The organism is Sphingobacterium sp. JUb56, from assembly GCF_014191365.1.
GTDB lineage: Bacteria > Bacteroidota > Bacteroidia > Sphingobacteriales > Sphingobacteriaceae > Sphingobacterium > Sphingobacterium anhuiense.
On the sequence record NZ_JACHWL010000001.1, the window covers coordinates 2,993,826 to 3,013,616 of the forward strand.

Below are 19,791 nucleotides of genomic sequence, written 5' to 3' on the forward strand. Positions count from 1 at the left end.
GATTAATACGCTTTTGCGAATAAAACACGTTTTGTCGAAGGCTTACCTGTAAAAATACAAATACCAGCTTCCTCTTTCGCGTCTAAAGGCACGCAACGAATAGTCGCTTTTGTTTCTTCTTTCACTAGTTTTTCTGTCTCCACAGTGCCATCCCAGTGACAAGATATAAAACCAGCTTTCGTTTCCAAAACTTCTTTGAACTCATCATATGAATTTACTTCAGTAATATGAGAATCTCTGTAATCCAAAGCCTTTTTAAAAATGTTTTCCTGAATTTCAGTCAATAAACCTTCGATTCTATCTGCTAATCCAGCTTGTTCAACAGTCTCTTTGGTCTGTGTATCACGTCTTGCTAATTCAGCAGTTCCATTTTGCATATCACGTGCTCCAATAGCTAAGCGCAATGGTACACCTTTTAATTCCCATTCTGCAAACTTGAATCCAGGTCTTTGCGTATCACGATCGTCATATTTCACTGAAATATTTTTACTTTTCAATTCGCCAGACAAAGCATCGATAAAATTATCAATTGCTTGCTTCTCTTCTGCTGTTTTAAAGATTGGAACAACAACAACTTGGATTGGCGCCAACATTGGAGGCAATACCAGACCTTGATCGTCCGAGTGTGCCATAACCAGAGCTCCCATCAAACGCGTCGAAACACCCCATGAAGTTGCCCATACATGCTCTAATTTACCTTCTTTAGAAGTAAATTTCACATCAAAAGCTTTAGCAAAATTTTGACCAAGAAAATGTGAAGTACCTGCCTGCAGAGCTTTACCGTCCTGCATCAATGCTTCAATACAATACGTGTCTATCGCTCCCGCAAAACGCTCGTTTTCAGTCTTACGACCGCGTATAACCGGCACACCCAAATATTTTTCAACAAAGTCACCATATACATGAAGCATCTTTTCGGTCTCTTCAATTGCTTCTTCCTGAGTTGCATGCGCGGTATGGCCTTCTTGCCACAAGAATTCAGTGGTACGCAAAAATAATCTGGTACGCATTTCCCAACGAACAACGTTAGCCCACTGGTTCACTAAAATTGGAAGATCCCGGTAAGATTCAATCCAGCCACGGTAAGTATTCCAAATAATCGTTTCAGATGTTGGTCTAACGATTAATTCTTCTTCCAATTTAGCATCTTCATCAACAATAATATTTCCGTTACCATCATTTTTTAAACGGTAATGTGTCACTACTGCACACTCTGTTGCAAAACCTTCTACGTGTGATGCTTCTTTCGAGAAAAATGACTTAGGGATGAACAAAGGAAAATAAGCATTACTGTGACCAGTATCTTTAAACTTTTTATCCAAAACCGCTTGCATACGCTCCCAAATAGCATATCCATATGGCTTTATAACCATACAACCTCTCACAGCAGCGTATTCTGCCAAGTCAGCCTTGATCACAAGGTCATTATACCATTGCGAATAGTCTTCTTCACGACTTGTTATACCTTTACCCATATTATTAATTCAAAAATTATTGTAACATTGTGATTAAGAATTCCGTCTAATAAAGGAATATAAGTTTTAAAAATAAATATTTATTATTTTTGAGAACACGATTAAACCCTTATCTGAAATTTGGGTCTAAGATAGTAAATTAGACTGTATTGTCGAACATAACGACTTAGTATATTATGAAAAAAAATAGTTTTTTACTCGGCGCTATTGTGATTTCAGGAGCCCTTACGCTGGGATCTTGTACTACTAGCAGACCAATCACTCATAGTGATGATGTCTATAATAATAATGCCCAGGCAAGACCAGCTTATCAAAGTCCGGATTACTACTATGCGGATGAAAGTGAAGCTGATCAAGTCCAAGATAACGGATATTATAGTGATGAATATTCTGATGCAGAATATGAAGAAGGAAAATACGAAGACTTGGAATATGCGAATCGAATTAATCGATTTTATTATTCTTCACCAGGTATGACCTACTTTGATCCATTCTTTGATCCTTGGTATGGTATGGGAATGGGATACGGAGGCTTTTATGGTCCTTCATTTGGTTTCGGATATGGTAATGGTTTTGGAGGTGGCAGATGGTCCATTGGCCTTGGTTTTGGTTTCGGCTATGGTTCTGGCTGGGGTTACAATCCATGGTACCCAGGATGGGGCTGGGGCGGCGGCTACGGTGGATATTGGGGAAATGGATATTGGGGCGGCGGCTACTGGGGTGGTGGCTATGGTGGCGGATACTGGGGTAACCACAGATCACGTGACTTAGCAGCACGTTCACCTTACCGTGATAACTACAACACACGTTCGAGATCAGGTACGCGTTACAGTGATGGTGGAAGAACTACTGGACGTACACGTTCGAATGCTGTCGTCTCTAGAGATGCGAACGGTAGAATTAGCAGTGTTGGAAGAACACGTTCTTCTGCATCAAGCAATAATCCAAATGATACCAGAGCAGGAAGAACACGTATCGGTTCAAGCAATACCAACAGAGGTGATTATAATAATGGTGTTGGCAGAACACGTTCAACACGTTCCGATAATTACAACAACTCAAATGGTAATATAGGCAGAACACGTTCTACAAGTTCAACAAGAGTACAACAATCAAACCCAGCGACAAGAAGTACAAGTAGAGATACTTATCAACCTTCAAGAACACGTTCTAGCGAACCGGTTCGTTCATCGCAACCAACGATGCGATCACAATCAAGCGGAAGCTTTAACAGTGGCGGTGGTGCCACTCGTTCATCAGGTGGTGGCGGAGGTGGTGGTGCTACACGCAGTGGTGGAGGCCGTACAAGATAAATATGATTCATAAGAAGAGTGGTTGATGAAAATTCAATCACTCTTTCATTACTACTATATATAAAACTATATGACTATTAAAAAAATACTTTTTGGGAGTGTACTAGCTATAGGTATGGTTGGCACCGCAAAGGCCCAGTCAATGACGGAAGATGTACTTTTGTTTTCTCAAGGAGACAATGGAGGAACAGCTCGTTTCAAGGCTATGGGAGGTGCTTCAACTGCATTAGGTGGTGATATTAGCGCTATAACAGGAAACCCTGCAGGTTTAGGTTTTTATAACCAATCTGATGCTTCTGCAACTTTACGTTACCAATATGGGAAAAATAAGATGGATTATTTCGGTAACAAAACCAATAGCAAAACAGACAATTTTAACCTGGATAACGGTGGTGTTGTATTTCATTTACCAACCACCCGTTACGGCGGAGACTTAACAAAAGGCTGGTTAAATTTTAATGTTGGTATTGCTTACAATCGTACGAATCTTTTTAACAATAAATTAGACTATAGTGGCATGAATAGTGACAATTCGATCACACATGCGTATGCAGATCGAATGATTGATGAAGATGGTTCTGCGTGGTCAAATGATTTTTATCGTTCTTTTATGTTCGAAGAAGCTTTTGATAAGGTTGATAAATTTTATTTTCCAATAGCGGAAGATAAAGGGAGCGAACAACTAAATTCAGTATGGACCAAAGGTGGGAAATCTGAAACAGCAATATCTTTTGGTTCCAATTATAGTAATAAATTTTATATCGGAGCAACTTTCAGCCTAACAGACTTCCGTTATGAAAAATCTGCTGTATTTACAGAATACGGAATAACGAAAGATGCGGCTGGTATTAAAGCATTGAATCCTAATTCCGATTACTTAAAACCTGATAAAGAAGAAGCAAAATTTGTTGATGTAGACTACGAACTATTTGATCATTATGGTCAAGTAACACATGGTTCCGGTTATGATTTTAAATTGGGGATGATCTATAAACCCATTCCCTCTCTTAGCTTAGGATTCACTGCTAAAACACCTACGTTTTTATCTATTACTGACGAATCCACAGCGTATACAGATATCAACTATTTCAAACCTAACGAAGAAACTTCGTTTTCGACTTATAAATCTGATTTTTACGATAGTTCTTACGACTATAATTTACAAACTCCTTACAAACTATCTGCTGGTGTAACACAATATTTCGCTGCCGGTCTATTAACTGCTGAAGTTGAATTTGTTGATTATGCTAGCATGCGTTATAGAGATATTTATAACAACAGATTAACAGAAAAACGCATTAATGATAACCTCAAAAGCACATACCAGGCAGCCTTCAATGTACGCGTAGGTGGCGAGGTATTATTTAATCAGATACTAAGCGGAAGAGCTGGTTTCAATTATAATGGTAATCCGTACAAAGATGCTGAGTATAAAACTTATGGCATTTCAGCTGGTCTAGGTGCTAAATTAGGCCGTGGTGTATATCTTGATCTAACAGGTGTTTATAATGCCAACAACTATAAAGAAAATCCTTATAGAATCACTTATGAAGGCGACTGGAATACGGTTAGTCCAAGTGTTGATGTTAAGAATAGCAGAACAAATGTAATGTTAACGATAGGATCAAAATTCTAGATCCTATTATACGAAAAAAAGGCCTATTTCATATGAAATAGGCTTTTTTTCGTATAAGTTACCGTTAAGCCTTTTCTGCTTTTCGTCTTACAAATAAGTTGTAGTTCTCATGCTTATCTACATAAATCTCCTCCCCTTCTTCAATAAATCCATCCAAAGCCACAGCATCATACCAGACTCCCTCTATTTCAATCTTACCAGATGGGCGCAATACAGTCTTTGCTACTCCTTCCTTATTCAATAAATTGGACTTTAAAATAGAGGAGGTATATCCTTCTTCCGATTTTTGCTCTTCCTTTAAAACAAGTCGTCTAAAAACTGGAGCCTTTAACAGATTTTTTCCAAAGATGACCATCAATATGATCGACAATATCATGGCTCCTACAACTAATAAAAATGAATTAAATAACATACCTGGATAAGCGAGTTTAAAATCTAAAAAATCATTGGCAACAAGACTAAAAGTCAGACCGCAAATAACGAAAATTATTCCTAATATACCGGCAATTCCAAAACCGGGAATAACAAAAACTTCTAAAAGAATTAATACAAGTCCTACTATAAAGACAGCTATTTCCCAATTTGCAGCTAAACCTTGAATATAGAGTGGTGCAAAGAACAGTAATGCCGCTACAATCGCAACAGCAATAGCAAATCCTAAACCAGGAGCTTGCATTTCGGCATAAATACCACCTATTATTAACAAAATCAGTATACCACTTACAGCTGGATTTATTAAAAAACTGATAATATGATCAATTGTACCCTTACGATAGACTGTTTCTTGTACATTGACTATATTTAAGTCTTTATAGATCATATTACGATTGCTAACTTCCCCCTTTGCCAGTCCAAACTTAACAGCCTCACTGCTTGTTAGAGTCAACAATTGTCCATCTTGCTTTATCGACGGCAATGATACATTAGGATCAACAAAAGCTTCTGCCAATTTCGGATCACGATGTTTTACCTCTGCCGTTGCGCGCATCAGTCCTCGCATATAAGATTGGTACTTCTCAGGAAGCACTTCTCCATTAGCATTGACAACACTTGCGGCACCTATACTTCCACCCGGATGGATATAAATATAGTCACTCGCCAAGGATATCAGCGCTCCTGCAGAAGCTGCATTATTATTAATATAAACAATCGTCTTAATCTTTGAGTCAAGCAATTTTGTCCGGATAGAGTCTGCAAAATTTAGGGCTCCTCCATATGTATTCAATTCCATTAATACATAATCCACCTTTTTACTCTGTGCGCTGTCGTAAACTTGTTTTACTGTACGCCAGGCACTTGGCCCTATATCATCCTTTAATTCAAACACATACACCTTTTGGGCAAAACTTGATGTGAATAATACCAAGCTTAAAAAGACTGTTATTAAAAATGATTTACTAATTTTGCCTTCCATAAATAAGATTATTAAAAAAATAAACAAGCGATTAATACATTTGCTATGTCTAAATATACTATTTCTAACGCATTTTCTCAAACCTTCAGATTTTCGGTCTGGAAAATAGAAATAGATGAAATAAGCAGATTAATTGCTATTGAGTGCCGCGATCCTGAAAATACTATTCCTTACATCACAGTTCTGGATTTTAAAGGTACAGTGTATTTAGATCATTTTAGACTACCAGAAAAGGAATGGACTTTAGCGGCTATCCAAGATCAAGTTGTCGTTTTAAGGAAAGTTTCTGAAAATAGTCCTGTATCTCCAGGTGTTTGGATGCTATTTCATCAAAAACCAGATACGACTTATTTATACCATCAATACCAATATCTTGGGATACTCAATGGTTATGTACATGTTCGTCCACAACATATCACTGCAGGTTTCGAACAGTATTTCTCATTTCTTTCAAAAGAAATTTTAACGACAATACCTTCAGAAATTAAACCTTTTGAAAATGATATAGTCTTTCCTTTGGAATTTAATGCGCAAAAACCTTCATTTTTGCAGCATATTAAAAATAATGAAGATCTATGGATCAGTAAATGCAATGATCATTTTCTATGGTCTTATCATGAAAAACGGGACAAAAAATATACCATCAGATTGTTGCTTTCTGATAAAAAACAAGTTCTAGATGAAACGTTAATTATTAGCGATCTGGATTTAAAACTGGTGCAAATCTATTTTCAAATTGGGTGTCAGATTTTTCTTTTAACACACAATAAACAAGAATTTGTATCGTATTTAGTATAATTGTAAAACATGATGAACATTCTATCAAAATCTACCACATATAAAACACTAGCATTCTTATCATTAGCAATGTTAGCGATAAATCATAACAATGTGTCAGCGAGCACATTTACGATTGCAGCAACACCAGACTCCATCGGAGTTGAAAAAATTGATGGACAAGAATATGTTCTTTTCAAAATTGAAAAAGGCGATAACTATTACCAGTTAAGCAAAAAATATAAAACTACCGTAGGTAAAATAACGGAATTAAATGGGAACAAAACTTTAGCTCTTGGCCAGATTGTCAAAATCCCGACCGGTCGCATGTTTTATGTAACTCCAAACAATTCAAAGAATTCGACGGTTAAAGGCTCCCAAAAAGAACTGATCGATTATAAAGTTGGTGACCAAGAGACTCTGTATGCTATTTCACGTAAATTTGACGTAACTGTTGAAGAAATAAAGAGAGCAAATAATCTGCGGTCAAACAGTATCAGCGGAGGCCAAATATTAAAAATCCCTAATAACAGAAACTTAAATATACCTCAAAAACCAGACACGCTATTCATCGGTCCAGATACCACTGCTATAGAAGAACCCGTTATTGCAGCTAACAAATATGGTATTCGCGAGAAAACGGAACGTGGAATTGGCGTTTGGATAGATGGACTGAATGAAAATGGGACTAGTAATTTAGCATTACATAAAACTGCAGCAGTAGGTACCGTGCTTAAAATTACCAATCCGATGACAAGAAGCGTGACCTACGCCAAAGTGGTTGGTAAATTTAATGAAAATGCAGATACACATAACGCCATTGTTGTTTTATCAAAATCTGCGGCCGCTTACATAGGCGCTTTAGATAAGCGCTTTCAAGTCGAAATTACTTACGGAGTTCCTTTAGAGGATTAGTGCTGATCGATTCTTTTCGAATATTATATATTAAATGAATAAAAAACCATATGTCATTGGAATCGCAGGTAGTAGCGGTTCTGGTAAAACATTTTTTCTAAACTGTTTTTTGAAACACTTTAGTCCCGACGAAGTGACGCTTATTTCACAAGACGACTATTACATACCAGCAAATACAAAGACGCAGGAAGAAAATAAATTGTATAATTTTGATCTTCCAACTTCGATTGACCGAAATGCTTTTTATAAAGACATTAGTGATCTATTTGACGGGAAAACAATTTGTAAAGAAGAATACACCTTCAATAACCCTGCTATAAAACCAAAGATGCTGGAAATTAAACCAGCACCTATTTTGATTATTGAAGGACTGTTTATATATCATTATACAGAAGTAAATAAGTTAATCGATCATCGGATATTTTTAGATGCAAACCAAGATATCGCATTGGAACGCAGATTACGACGAGATTTAATAGAGCGTGGTTATTTTGAAGATGATGTTCGTTATAAGTGGATAAACCATGTTTTACCGTCTTACAATGAATACTTATTGCCCTACAAAAATAGTTGTGATCAGGTAATAATTAATAATACGGACGATCCTGAACCGATATGGAAGATCACAGATGATATCTGCGCGGATTTAAAAGATAAAATTTACAAATAACAATAAAAAGACTGTGTAGAACAGTCTTTTTTATTTTCATTCGTTCCTAAAGGGTTTGTGTATACTTATTATTTACCTATCTTTGCGCCAGCAAACAAATTATACTAATGAGCCATTCTGTAAAGATTAAAAATGCTTTAGTGTCTGTATATTATAAAGACAACTTAGCACCATTAATTCAATTATTAAACAAATACGGTGTTACCTTCTATTCTACAGGTGGCACAGAAGCTTTCATCAAAGATTTAGGTATTGATGTAGTTCCTGTAGAAGACTTAACGAGCTATCCTTCCATTTTAGGAGGTCGTGTAAAAACATTGCACCCAAAAGTGTTTGGTGGTATATTAGCGAGAAGACCTTTAGAAAGCGATCAACAGCAATTAGCACAATACGAAATTCCGGAAATCGATTTAGTCATTGTTGATTTATATCCTTTTGAGGAAACAGTCGCTTCTGGAGCTTCTGAAGAGGACATTATTGAAAAAATTGATATCGGTGGCATTTCATTGATTCGTGCGGCGGCTAAAAACTTCAATGATGTTGTTATCCTATCTTCTAAAAATGATTATACAGCTTTAGAGGAAATGTTAGCAAACCAAGAAGGTACAACTACATTGGAGCAACGTAAAGAATTTGCTAAGCTTGCTTTCAATACTTCTTCACATTACGATACTGCTATTTTCAATTATTTCAATAAAGAAAATACGCTTGATGTATTCAAACAATCGGAACAAAAAGCTCAAGTATTACGTTACGGTGAAAATCCACATCAAAAAGGTGTTTTCTATGGTGATTTAGATGCTATGTTTACAAAACTGAACGGCAAAGAATTATCCTACAACAACTTGGTAGATGTAGATGCGGCAGTTGCTATCATTGATGAATTTACGGAGCCTACATTTGCAATTTTAAAACATACAAATGCATGTGGTGTAGCTTCACGTCCTACAATCAAACAAGCATGGGTGGATGCTTTAGCATGTGACCCTGTTTCTGCGTTCGGTGGTGTTTTAATCACTAATGGTGAAGTAGATGCTGAAACTGCTACTGAAATCAATAATTTATTTTTCGAGGTTCTTATTGCACCTGCTTACTCAGAAGAAGCAATTGCAATTCTTACCGCAAAGAAAAATCGTATTATTCTAGTTCGTAAGGAGGTTGAATTACCATCACAACAATTCAAAACATTGTTAAATGGTGTTATACAACAAGATAAAGACAATACCGTTGAAGGACCTGAGCAAATGACTGCTGTTACTACAGTTGTCCCAACAGCGGCTCAATTAGAAGATTTATTTTTCGCAAACAAAATTGTTAAACATACCAAATCAAATACAATTGTATTTGCTAAAAATGGCACATTGATCACTTCAGGTGTTGGTCAGACATCACGAGTTGACTCATTAAAACAAGCTATTGAAAAAGCAAATGCTTTCGGATTTGACTTAAAAGGATGTTCAATGGCTTCTGATGCTTTCTTTCCTTTCCCTGACTGTGTTGAAATTGCAGCTGAAGCGGGTATTGCAGCAGTTCTTCAACCAGGAGGCTCAATCAAAGATCAATTATCAATCGATATGTGTAATGAAAAAGGATTAGCAATGGTGACGACAGGAGTGCGTCATTTCAAACACTAATCTTCCGATTGAATCATATACAATAGAGGAGACTGTTACCTAATAAGGAGACAGTCTCTTTTTTTTATAAATAAAGTCAATCTGCAGAACGAAGCAATTTTCGACAATCTTTAAAAGTGTCATAAAATAGCATATAATAAATAAAGGCGACCAATGGTCGCCTTTATTTATTATATAATAGTAACAGCTTAAATGCTTGGTACGTTTACCAATTCATTTGTATCTGCATTATAGTCGATACCATCAAAATTAAAACCAAATAGGTTAAAGAATTCGTCACGGTAACCTTGAATGTCAGAAATTTCTGATAGATTCTCTGTACAGGCTTTTTCCCAAAGTGCCGCTACTTCTGCTTGAACATCAGCTCTCATTTCCAAATCATCTACACGGATACGACCTTTTTCATCCAATTGAACTTTACCGTCAGCTGTGTAAAGACGCTCTGCAAATAAACGTTGCATCTGCTCAATTGTACCTTCGTGAATACCTTTTTCTTTCATCACTTTGTATAGTAAAGAAATATATAAAGGAACAACAGGAATTGCGGAACTTGATTGCGTTACCAAAGCTTTGTTAACCGAAACATAAGAAACACCGTTGATATCTTTCAATAAATCGTTTAAAGCAGGTACAGTACCTTCTAAATCATCCTTCGCACGGCCAATTGTACCGTTACGGTAAATCGGGAATGTTAACTCAGGACCGATATACGAATAAGCCACTGTTTTAACACCATCTGCTAATACACCAGCTTCTTTTAAATCTTCAATCCAAAATTTCCAATCTTCTCCCCCCATTACTGCTACTGTATTCGCAATATCTTCTTCATTATCAATCGGATTAATCGTGATATCAGAAATCACACCAGTATGAAAATCCACTGTTTTATTTGTAAAAGGAACATCAATCGGTTTCAAAACAGAAGCATATGAAACACCTGTTTTTGGATGTGTCCGTCTCGGAGAAGCTAAACTATAGATTATTAAATCAACTTGACCTAAATCCTGCTTGATTAATGCTATAGTTTGTTTTTTGATTTCATCAGAAAAAGCATCACCATTGATACTTTTTGCATAAAGACCAGCCTCATGTGCTTCTTTTTCAAAAGCAGCAGTATTGTACCAACCAGCTGTACCAGGTTTCCCTTCAGCTGCCGGTTTTTCAAAAAATACGCCAATTGTTGCTGCTCCAGAACCGAATGCTGCTGAAATACGAGATGCAATACCGAATCCTGTTGATGCACCAATGACCAATACTTTCTTAGGGCCATTAGCAATTTCACCTTTAGATTTTACGTATTCAATCTGGTTTTTAATGTTTTTCGCAGTTCCTTCTGGATGCGAGGTTAAACAAATAAATCCTCTAGTTCTTGGTTGTATAATCATAATGATTAATTTTCTTACTCATGTTTTATTAAGGATGCAAAATAAACAAATTTTAGTAACAATTGATGCATAAATAAAGAATATCTTTTCAAGACATATCATATAATCGGTCTTGACATTGTCCTATTCATTAATTACTTTAGAAGTTACAAATCCTGATTCTTATATAAACATGCTCCTTACCACTAAATCAAAAGCACTTTCATTTGGTATATTAGCCTCATTATTTTTTGCTAGCACTTTTGTCCTCAACCGCATCATGGCAGTTTCTGGAGGTGGATGGCAGTGGTCTTCAGCCTTACGTTTTGTATGGATGCTACCGATATTGTTACTTATCGTTATTATACGTGGAAATTTAAAACAATTATTGATTGAAATGAAGAGAAATCTAGGGCAATGGTTGCTCTGGAGTACACTTGGATTTGGAATTTTCTATGCTCTGTTGACATTTGGGGCAAGCTATGGTCCTTCCTGGTTAGTTGCAGGAACCTTTGAATTTACCATTATTGCCGGTATGTTTATAGGTCATTTCATGCAACGTAAAGAAAATCGACAGCCATTTTCTAAAGCGACATTATTTTTTTCCTGTATCATCTTTTTGGGTATCCTAGTCATGCAAATTTCTGAGGCTAAATCTACTCCGTTGTCAACAATATTGCTCGGAACTATTCCTGTACTAATAGCCGCAATTGCTTATCCTGTTGGTAACCGTAAAATGATGGCCTTAACAAAAGGCTCTTTGGACACGTACCAGCGTACATTGGGTATGACGCTCGCAAGCATGCCATTCTGGATTATTCTGATGTTCTTTGGCTATCAGGAGCATGGACTTCCCGATGAAAGTCAATTGTTACAGACCTTATTGATAGCCTTATTTTCTGGTGTTATCGCAACGCTACTTTTTTTTAAAGGGACAGAATTAGTACAACACGACCATAAAGGACTTGCCGCCGTTGAGGCGACACAGGCTATGGAAGTGATTTTCACATTAATAGGGGAAATTATCATACTGCAAACTGCTTTCCCAAACAACTTGGCTATCAGCGGTATTTTACTTGTAGTAATAGGTATGTACCTGCACAGCAAAAACCATTAATGATTTAATGTTTTACTAATTTTATCCAAATTGAGACTATTAGCCATAGCAGAAAAGATCTTATAATAAGTGCCACGATGATCGTATAAATCTTCATGAATGCCCTTCTCGACTACCCTACCCTTTTCCATCACCACTATTTCATTGGAGTCTATAATTTGGGAAATACTATGAGACACAATAATAACCGTACGATCCTTTTTTATAGCATCCAAACTATTTTTTATTTGTTCGGTAGCAATGGCATCCAAATTCGCAGTAGGTTCGTCTAGAAAGATAATCGGAGGATTTTTCAAAAACAAGCGCGCAATTGCTATTCGTTGCTGTTGCCCCCCTGAAAGCAAATGAGCTCCAGAATCGTAACCTTGAGGCAACTCCATAATCTGTTCGTGAATGTAAGCTTCTTTAGCTGCCTTAACAATTTCTTCTTTACTACTCCCTATCTTTCCATATTCAATATTTTCAAAAATAGAACCTTTAAAAATATGGTTGCGCTGAAGAACCATACCGATATTTTTTCTTAAAAATTTAGTATCATAGTTTTTAAGATCAACTCCATCTAATAAAATCCGACCAGCTGTAGGTTCATAAAATTTATCTAAAAGATTTATAACTGTACTTTTCCCTGCACCGCTTAATCCAACAAGCGCTGTGATCTGATTTGGTTTGATTTGAAAAGAAATATCTCTTAGTGCATGGGTTCCGTTAGGATATTCAAATGATACGTCTTCAATCACAATATGGCCTTTGATCTTATCTGGTATAAAAGTACCGCTTCCCTCAATCAAATCATCAGACTCCAATATTTCGAAAAATGATTCCGAGTAAATTAAAGCATCATTTACCTCATCATAGATACGATGCAGTTGACGAATCGGAGCTGAAACATTTGAAAATAACATAATATGAAACATAATCGCTCCAATTGTAATCTGATTGTCCAGCACCAGAAAAGCAGTTAAAACAATAATTGCAACAACTGCTATCTGCTCAATAAAATTCTTTAGACTATCAAAAATGAAACTCGTCTTTCGTGTTTGCATCTGATTTTCCGTCATTTCAAATTGAATCTTCTCATGACGGTCTGCTTCTTCAGGTTCGCGTACAAAAGATTTTATGACCAATATAGAGTCAATTAAATTAATGATTCTATTATTCTTGGATTCTCTATATTTTCGCATTTGCCGTCTAAATCCACTGAGTTTTCCAGCTTGTGTTTGACTGATGTAGAAATAAATTGGTATAACTGCGAGCCCAACCAATCCGACGTACACATTAGCCATAAACATACATACGAGCGCCACGATGGCATTCGCAAATAAAGGAAGGATATCGATAAAGAAATTCTGAACTAAACGTGTCAGCGAGCTAATTCCCGAATCAATCCGTGTCTGCAATTTTCCGCTTTCATTTTCTTCTGACGTATAAAAAGCCATTTTATACGTCAATATTTTTTCTACAATCTGTTGTGAAAAATCTCTTGCAATAAATATACGTAGCTTTTCACCGTAGAATTTCTGTCCAAACTGAATAAAGGAATAGACAATCTCTTTTACCAAAAGAACTGCAGAGATAATCCCGATCAAATGCATACCTCTAGACAGCGGTTCTTTAGCGACCATCAAGTCACTGATAGTATCTACCGTATATTTCAAGATGAAGGCATTAATCTGCGCGGCAAAAGATCCGACCAAGGTTAAAACTAAGGTATAAAAGATGAGGTTTTTATAGGGCTTGGCAAATGGTGTTATCTTCTTGAACAGTAGTGATATGGTCATATATTAAGGCGTAAAAATAAAAACGACAAGAAAATTCGTTGTATTAATCTGACAACAACAATAATACCGAAAATAAAAAAGGGAAATGAATACATTCATTTCCCTTTTTTATTTTATAAGACTAATGATTAACCAAAAACATCATTCAAGATTTTTGCCAAACGTAAACCACCTCTAAGCATACAATTTTCTGCTTTATAAATATTGTTATAAATGTAGTTATAAGATAAGTTTGCGTTGAGCTCAACATCTGCATAGATTTTATCTGAAAGCTGATTTGACTCATACAACCAGCTCGCTAATGTACCACCTTGCACCTGCTTAACTTCATTTTTACTTAAAATATCCAACACTGTTGCATATTCAGTATAACTATATTTTTCACCATCGATCAAATCTGAATCCCATACACGGTGTATATTAGATTTTTTTCCGAACCAGCTCACTTCAATTTTATTTCCACCTTGATCTTCGGCTCTACTTACGTGCATCGGCTGATGAGCGTCACCGATTAAATGGATCAGCATGTATAAATTTTGTTTCTTTTTTTCAAGCGTTAAATCTTTTTCTGAAAATGATTTTTCCAATCGCAACACCGTTTTGTATAAATTTTCTTCATTGGAATTTTCCATTGCTAACTGAAAATCAGCCCAAGGTAGATGCGGATTAGTATTTATAAAATGAGAATTCCCCAATTTTTTAAATTCATCATGCGGATCAGATTTAATAAAATCACCCCAATTTGCCCAATAAGCTAGTTTCTGTTTTCCAATTATTTTTTGAATATTCTTTTTTGCTTTTTTTGTCAGATGACGTTCTGCGACCTCAGCAACGACACGATGTCCAGTAGATCCCCATGCGAATACGGAAGAAATCTGCAAAGTCATTGCGAGTACAATTAGACTTTTTAGTATATTTTTCATAAACAATACAATTTTAGCGCAAAGGTAAAAATTACATCCTCAAATAAAACCCTATTGACGTAATAATTTAACTTTTGAAAATTTCAAACCCATATTGAGCATCACACCAAAACTCATCGAGAGCAATTAATCTTGGTTTGAAAAATGATATCAGATCGGGCCAGTCTTCTTGTTTAAAAATACTTTTTCCCTCCATAGTCATATAGATCATACTTACAGATTTCCCTTGTTCATCTTCCACCTCCAGCTCCCAGGTCCATTCCTCTCCTAGTATAGCTGTTAGAATGGTTTTGTACTCTTCAAACTGCTCCATCATAAGTTTACGCATTGATAGGTCATGATGACTCCACTCAATTGCTATTAAAGAAAGGCGTTTATCTGCCTCCATCTTAAAGCGTAGATTTTTAATACCGGTTCTATAGTTTACCCAATTAATTTTCTCTCCATCAGCAGAGTTATTTAAAGCCATATACTGTCCAAATCGGGTCCAAAAAGTCTCCTTCAACTGTTTTACTTCTTCTCTTGAATACATGGTACTTAATTTTAAAATGACGAAATTACTACTTTTATTTTCATAAATGACTAAACATTCGTCTCCACTTTGGCGTTTTTATTGCATGTACCCATAGGAACAGCTCACAGATTTATGAACAAATCATAATTATTATGGATAAGAAAAAATCACTTCTCATACTCGCCGCTACCGCTGCCGTCACGTTCGCTTACAATGCGTTAAAACCAGTAAAATCCAAAGTCAAAGTCATCGAACCTTTTGACATAGATCGTTACTTAGGCAAGTGGTATGAAATAGCAAGGCTAGATTTTAAATGGGAAAAAGGTCTGTCACAGGTTACTGCTACTTATAACAAAAATAATGATGGTAGCATTGCGGTAAATAATCAGGGATTTCATGACCAAAAAAATAAATGGAAACAGTCAATCGGTAAAGCAAAGCCTATTGATTCATCAAAAAAAGCAGCTTTAAAGGTATCCTTTTTCGGTCCATTTTACAGTGGTTATCATGTAGTGAAAATTGATCAAGATTATCAATATGCACTCATTTTTGGAGACAATTTGGATTATATGTGGATATTATCCAGAGAAAAGACAATACCTGAAGATATTAAAGTAGCCTATTTGGAATTTGCGCGTAAATCTGGTTATGCCATCGAAAACCTGGTTTGGACCAAACAAGATTAGCCAAAAATAGGTTTTAATACACCATAGTCAAGAGTTGGGTCTTGAGCAAAAGCTCGAGCCAGCTCTTCACGATCTTCCTCCGTGATAATCCCACCAAGTCCCTTATTGTATAATTCAAGCAAATACAAGGAAGCCTGAAGCTTGTTTTCATAGGTTAAAATTGCACTTCCCACATAAAAATTTAATACCGATACTGCATATTCACCGAAAATGTCAAATCCAAATCCTGCGCCCGAATGTACTGCAAAACGCATATATTTTTCAAAGTCAGATTTTAAAATTTCCTTTAGCTTGTTTTCCATATCCGCAAAAATGCAATATTATAGTGAAATAAAAAAAAGGAGATAAACTTCGTTCACCTCCTTTTCTGTTCCAATTGGACCTATCGTACGCTTATAGCAACGATACGATCCAATACGCGTTCCGCTTCAGGTGCATCAGCTGCTGCTTTTGCAAACTCAGAACCATAACCTTCAGCGCCAATAACCTGACTACTAGGCCCTTTTCCAATCAAATATACTTTAACTACCTCAGCGCGATCTGTAGATAATTTCTTATTAAAATCCTCATTTCCAGTTTTATCTGTATACCCGCCAATCTTTACAGTTGCTGCAGGGAAAGCTTTTAGAATTGCCGCTATGTTTTCTAATTGAACTTGACTTTCAGGAAGCACTTTAGCCGTACCTGTTTCAAAATTTAAATTATCAAAATTAAACCACTTATCTTTCAGTTCATCCTCGCTTAGCGCTTTGTAGTCTGTTTTTAGAAACTGCACCAGCTGATCTTCAATACCACCTTTATAGGCTTTTAACTTTACACCATCCGGCAAAATCACCTCTAAACTTTCGCGAACGACCGGAGTAACAGCAACAACAGTCAAACTTGTGTCTACAGCTGTTGTATTCATGCTATCGGTAACAACTACCTGATCTTTATCACCTTTACAGCCTTTCCCGAATAAGAACCAAAGAACAGCAATAATTACGATGGGTATTAAAATTTTCCAAATTCCTCCACCGCCAGAAGACGGGGTTTCTGTATGTAATGGATCAACAATAGGGCCTGAAGGAGGAGGTGGGATAATAGGCACATGATCTATAGGAGGTACAATCGGAGGTGCTACACCCACGGGGGTATCATGATGCACAGGTGGCGGTGGAACAAGCGGAGGCGTTTCAATAGATAGCTCCTCATCTTTGGAAACAGCTTCATTTGTGACCTCTTCTGGGTGAGTTACTTTAGGTTCCTCTTTTGTAACTGGCACTGATACCAATATTGCTTCTACAGGCTTATCCGTAATACTGCTATCGTGTAATTCACTATCAGTAGAAGAGGATCTAATTTGATCCGCCTGAGCAAAAGAAGTTCCAAATGCCGCTAGTCCTAATCCTGAAGGCAATGCGGCTGTAAAATTATCCTTATTTTCATTTAATAATCGACCGATTGCACTTACATCCCAATTTGTTCCATTTTGTGTTAAACCCGAGAATACAGCAGGTAATGAAACACTTAATAACTTTTCAACAGTGGATTCATTGCCTCCAACAAGGCTGCCTAAGCTCGAAATAATTGAATTAAACTTGTCTCCAAAGATAGATTGTAAAAGGTCATTGTGATGAGGTTCAATAGGCTCTGCATCTACCAATCCATTAATACGTCCTGTTTCAGTATTGGTTTTTAAAAAGTCACCAAAATTAAAATCTCCATAATATTGTTTAGCTTTCTCTACAATTGCAGCTAAGCCAGTTCCTGACTCTTTTTGCAACCCTAAGAAAACAGTAGGAACAATTGCTCCAATAGCTGATTTCACTTTTTCTTTATCTTCCCCTACGGAATTACCGAGCTTAGATAAGACTTCATCATTAAAAAATTCTTTAGCAGAATTTAAAAGGTTAATTTCCATAATGTTCAAATTTTAGTTTATCCGTTACTTTAAGTTACACTTCACGATCAAGTGCTATGCTACAATTTCACCTTGTTTTAACAATTACATACCAAGAATTGTTTTAACACAATATATAATGCTGAATTTTAAAACTTAACATTAAACAAATATGGGTTTGCTATATTAGCCCATTAATATGATATTAAGACTATAAATACCAACATCAACTATTATTAAACATGATCAAACGTACACTCGCAACGACATTTTTCTATTTAGCATCACTATCTATTTTATTTGCTCAAAATAAACCTAAATATATATTCTATATGATCGGTGATGGTATGGGACTCAATCAGGTCAATTCTACAGAAGTCTATTTGGCAGACCTTGAAAATAGAATCGGTTTGAAACCTTTAGTATTTTCGCTTTTTCCTGTCGCTACTTTTGCCTCCACATACTCCCTATCCAATGGCATTACCGATTCGGCTGCTGGTGGAACTGCACTTGCTGTAGGGTCAAAAACTAAAAATGGTGTAATTGGAATGGACTCAACACAAACAAAACCTTTAAAAAGCATCGCTTATGCGGCTAAAGAAAAAGGCTTAAAAGTTGGCATCACCACGAGTGTGAGTATTGATCACGCTACCCCTGCATCATTCTATGCACATCAAACAAGTAGAAACAAATATTATGAAATAGCAACCGATATCGCCAAATCAAATTTTGATTTTTTTGGGGGGTCTGGCTTTTTAAATCATAATACGACAGCTTCTAAAGAAACTGCTACCCCTATTTTTACTTTATTTGAGAAATCAGGTTATACTTTGGCTTTCGGAAAATCGGATTATAATCGACTAAAAACAAAAGCTGATAAAATCATCTTAATGAACAATAAAGATACTGATCCCGAATCTTTAAAATTTGCAATTGATCAAAAAGATGGAGATCTCAATCTTAAAGAAATTACTGAAGTCGCAATTGAGTCGCTGACAAAAAATAATGACAAAGGCTTTTTCTTAATGGTAGAAGGTGGTAAGATTGATTGGTCCAGCCACAGCAATGATGCGGCAACTACACTGCATGAAGTAGTCGATTTCAATAACTCGGTACAGGCTGCTTATGATTTTTACTTAAAACATCCGGAAGAAACATTGATCATTATTACCGCAGACCACGAAACAGGTGGTATGACTTTAGGAAATGGAAGTAGCAATTTAAACTTCAAAGCCCTCGTAAATCAAAAAGTTTCTCAGGGAGAACTTTCTAAAATAATTACTAAAATACGTGTAGAACAACCTAAGACAACTTGGGAACAGATCAAAAGTGTACTTGCTGAGAATCTTGGTTTATGGACAAAAATTAAAGTCAATGAACGTCAAGAAAAATCTATGTTCCAGGCTTATGAGAATAGTTTTATCAAACATGTAAACGCAACAGAAAAAAGCCTGTATGCGAATGACGAAAAACTAGTAGCTGAAGCTGTCAAAACATTAAATGAAGTCGCTAATATTTCATGGGCTTCTGGTAATCACTCTGCAGGTTACGTTCCTGTTTATGCAATCGGAGCTGGTTCTGAACTATTTACTCACAAAATGGAAAACACGGATATTCCTAAGAAAATCGCACAGGCTGCGGAATTAAGCTTATAATAAGCAACAAAAATGCGGGGGTAATCAAAAATGATTAC

General features: G+C 36.2%; 17 protein-coding genes. 9 read left to right on the top strand and 8 right to left on the bottom strand.

The features are described 5' to 3' along the window. Positions 1 to 2: 2 nt before the first annotated feature. The gene (gene proS / locus FHR29_RS12715) at positions 3 to 1,475 is read right to left on the bottom strand and encodes a proline--tRNA ligase (protein WP_021192306.1); all 1,473 of its coding nucleotides are present in this window, start codon (positions 1,473 to 1,475) and stop codon (positions 3 to 5) included. Between the two features lie 176 nt (positions 1,476 to 1,651). Here proS and FHR29_RS12720 point away from each other — a divergent pair, with 176 nt between their 5' ends. Both FHR29_RS12720 and FHR29_RS12725 read left to right on the top strand, forming a co-directional pair. Continuing rightward, positions 1,652 to 2,788, top strand: a complete 1,137-nt coding sequence (locus tag FHR29_RS12720; protein WP_183915067.1) for a hypothetical protein — start codon at positions 1,652 to 1,654, stop codon at positions 2,786 to 2,788. A gap of 70 nt (positions 2,789 to 2,858) precedes the next feature. Then, positions 2,859 to 4,424, top strand: a complete 1,566-nt coding sequence (locus FHR29_RS12725) for a hypothetical protein (RefSeq protein ID WP_183915069.1) — start codon at positions 2,859 to 2,861, stop codon at positions 4,422 to 4,424. 64 nt (positions 4,425 to 4,488) lie between these two features. On the opposite strand, the gene FHR29_RS12730 is transcribed toward FHR29_RS12725, so the two are convergent. After that, positions 4,489 to 5,838 carry a nodulation protein NfeD gene (locus FHR29_RS12730; protein ID WP_183915071.1) on the bottom strand — a complete coding sequence of 450 codons (1,350 nt, stop codon included), beginning with the start codon at positions 5,836 to 5,838 and terminating at the stop codon, positions 4,489 to 4,491. A 45-nt stretch (positions 5,839 to 5,883) separates the two neighbouring features. Here FHR29_RS12730 and FHR29_RS12735 point away from each other — a divergent pair, with 45 nt between their 5' ends. The 4 genes from FHR29_RS12735 (at position 5,884) to purH (ending at position 9,834) form a co-directional block, all read left to right on the top strand. Next, a complete protein-coding gene (locus tag FHR29_RS12735; protein WP_183915072.1) occupies positions 5,884 to 6,636 on the top strand; it encodes a hypothetical protein in 753 nt (250 codons plus the stop codon). A 9-nt stretch (positions 6,637 to 6,645) separates the two neighbouring features. Next, positions 6,646 to 7,530, top strand: a complete 885-nt coding sequence (locus FHR29_RS12740; protein ID WP_260292093.1) for a LysM peptidoglycan-binding domain-containing protein — start codon at positions 6,646 to 6,648, stop codon at positions 7,528 to 7,530. A gap of 34 nt (positions 7,531 to 7,564) precedes the next feature. Then, positions 7,565 to 8,200, top strand: coding sequence for a uridine kinase (locus FHR29_RS12745; protein WP_183915074.1), 636 nt, complete (start codon positions 7,565 to 7,567; stop codon positions 8,198 to 8,200). Between the two features lie 107 nt (positions 8,201 to 8,307). Next, positions 8,308 to 9,834: a bifunctional phosphoribosylaminoimidazolecarboxamide formyltransferase/IMP cyclohydrolase gene (gene purH / locus FHR29_RS12750; RefSeq protein ID WP_183915076.1), complete on the top strand. Its 1,527-nt coding sequence runs from the start codon at positions 8,308 to 8,310 to the stop codon at positions 9,832 to 9,834. A gap of 188 nt (positions 9,835 to 10,022) precedes the next feature. Here the strand turns inward: purH and fabV are convergent, their stop codons facing one another. After that, the gene (gene fabV, locus FHR29_RS12755) at positions 10,023 to 11,219 is read right to left on the bottom strand and encodes an enoyl-ACP reductase FabV (protein WP_132772906.1); all 1,197 of its coding nucleotides are present in this window, start codon (positions 11,217 to 11,219) and stop codon (positions 10,023 to 10,025) included. Between the two features lie 172 nt (positions 11,220 to 11,391). Here fabV and FHR29_RS12760 point away from each other — a divergent pair, with 172 nt between their 5' ends. Beyond that, positions 11,392 to 12,315 carry a multidrug resistance efflux transporter family protein gene (locus tag FHR29_RS12760; RefSeq protein WP_183915078.1) on the top strand — a complete coding sequence of 308 codons (924 nt, stop codon included), beginning with the start codon at positions 11,392 to 11,394 and terminating at the stop codon, positions 12,313 to 12,315. Here the strand turns inward: FHR29_RS12760 and FHR29_RS12765 are convergent. From FHR29_RS12765 to FHR29_RS12775, 3 genes are all read right to left on the bottom strand, one after another. Continuing rightward, positions 12,312 to 14,093 carry an ABC transporter ATP-binding protein gene (locus tag FHR29_RS12765; protein WP_132843355.1) on the bottom strand — a complete coding sequence of 594 codons (1,782 nt, stop codon included), beginning with the start codon at positions 14,091 to 14,093 and terminating at the stop codon, positions 12,312 to 12,314. The genes FHR29_RS12760 and FHR29_RS12765 overlap by 4 nt on opposite strands. A 128-nt stretch (positions 14,094 to 14,221) precedes the next feature. Further along, complete coding sequence (locus tag FHR29_RS12770; protein WP_021188444.1) at positions 14,222 to 15,016, bottom strand: S1/P1 nuclease; 795 nt, start codon at positions 15,014 to 15,016, stop codon at positions 14,222 to 14,224. Positions 15,017 to 15,083: 67 nt separating this feature from the next. After that, complete coding sequence (locus FHR29_RS12775) at positions 15,084 to 15,548, bottom strand: DUF4268 domain-containing protein (protein WP_183915080.1); 465 nt, start codon at positions 15,546 to 15,548, stop codon at positions 15,084 to 15,086. 134 nt (positions 15,549 to 15,682) lie between these two features. Here FHR29_RS12775 and FHR29_RS12780 point away from each other — a divergent pair, with 134 nt between their 5' ends. Then, complete coding sequence (locus tag FHR29_RS12780) at positions 15,683 to 16,216, top strand: lipocalin family protein (RefSeq protein ID WP_183915082.1); 534 nt, start codon at positions 15,683 to 15,685, stop codon at positions 16,214 to 16,216. On the opposite strand, the gene FHR29_RS12785 is transcribed toward FHR29_RS12780, so the two are convergent. Beyond that, positions 16,213 to 16,518, bottom strand: a complete 306-nt coding sequence (locus FHR29_RS12785) for a hypothetical protein (RefSeq protein ID WP_183915084.1) — start codon at positions 16,516 to 16,518, stop codon at positions 16,213 to 16,215. The two genes, FHR29_RS12780 and FHR29_RS12785, sit on opposite strands and share 4 nt — an antisense overlap. Positions 16,519 to 16,598: 80 nt before the next feature. Beyond that, entirely contained in the window at positions 16,599 to 18,119 is a 1,521-nt protein-coding gene (locus tag FHR29_RS12790; protein ID WP_132772917.1) for an OmpA family protein, read from the bottom strand. 221 nt (positions 18,120 to 18,340) lie between these two features. Here FHR29_RS12790 and FHR29_RS12795 point away from each other — a divergent pair, with 221 nt between their 5' ends. Beyond that, positions 18,341 to 19,753, top strand: a complete 1,413-nt coding sequence (locus tag FHR29_RS12795) for an alkaline phosphatase (RefSeq protein ID WP_221197855.1) — start codon at positions 18,341 to 18,343, stop codon at positions 19,751 to 19,753. Positions 19,754 to 19,791: the final 38 nt, after the last annotated feature.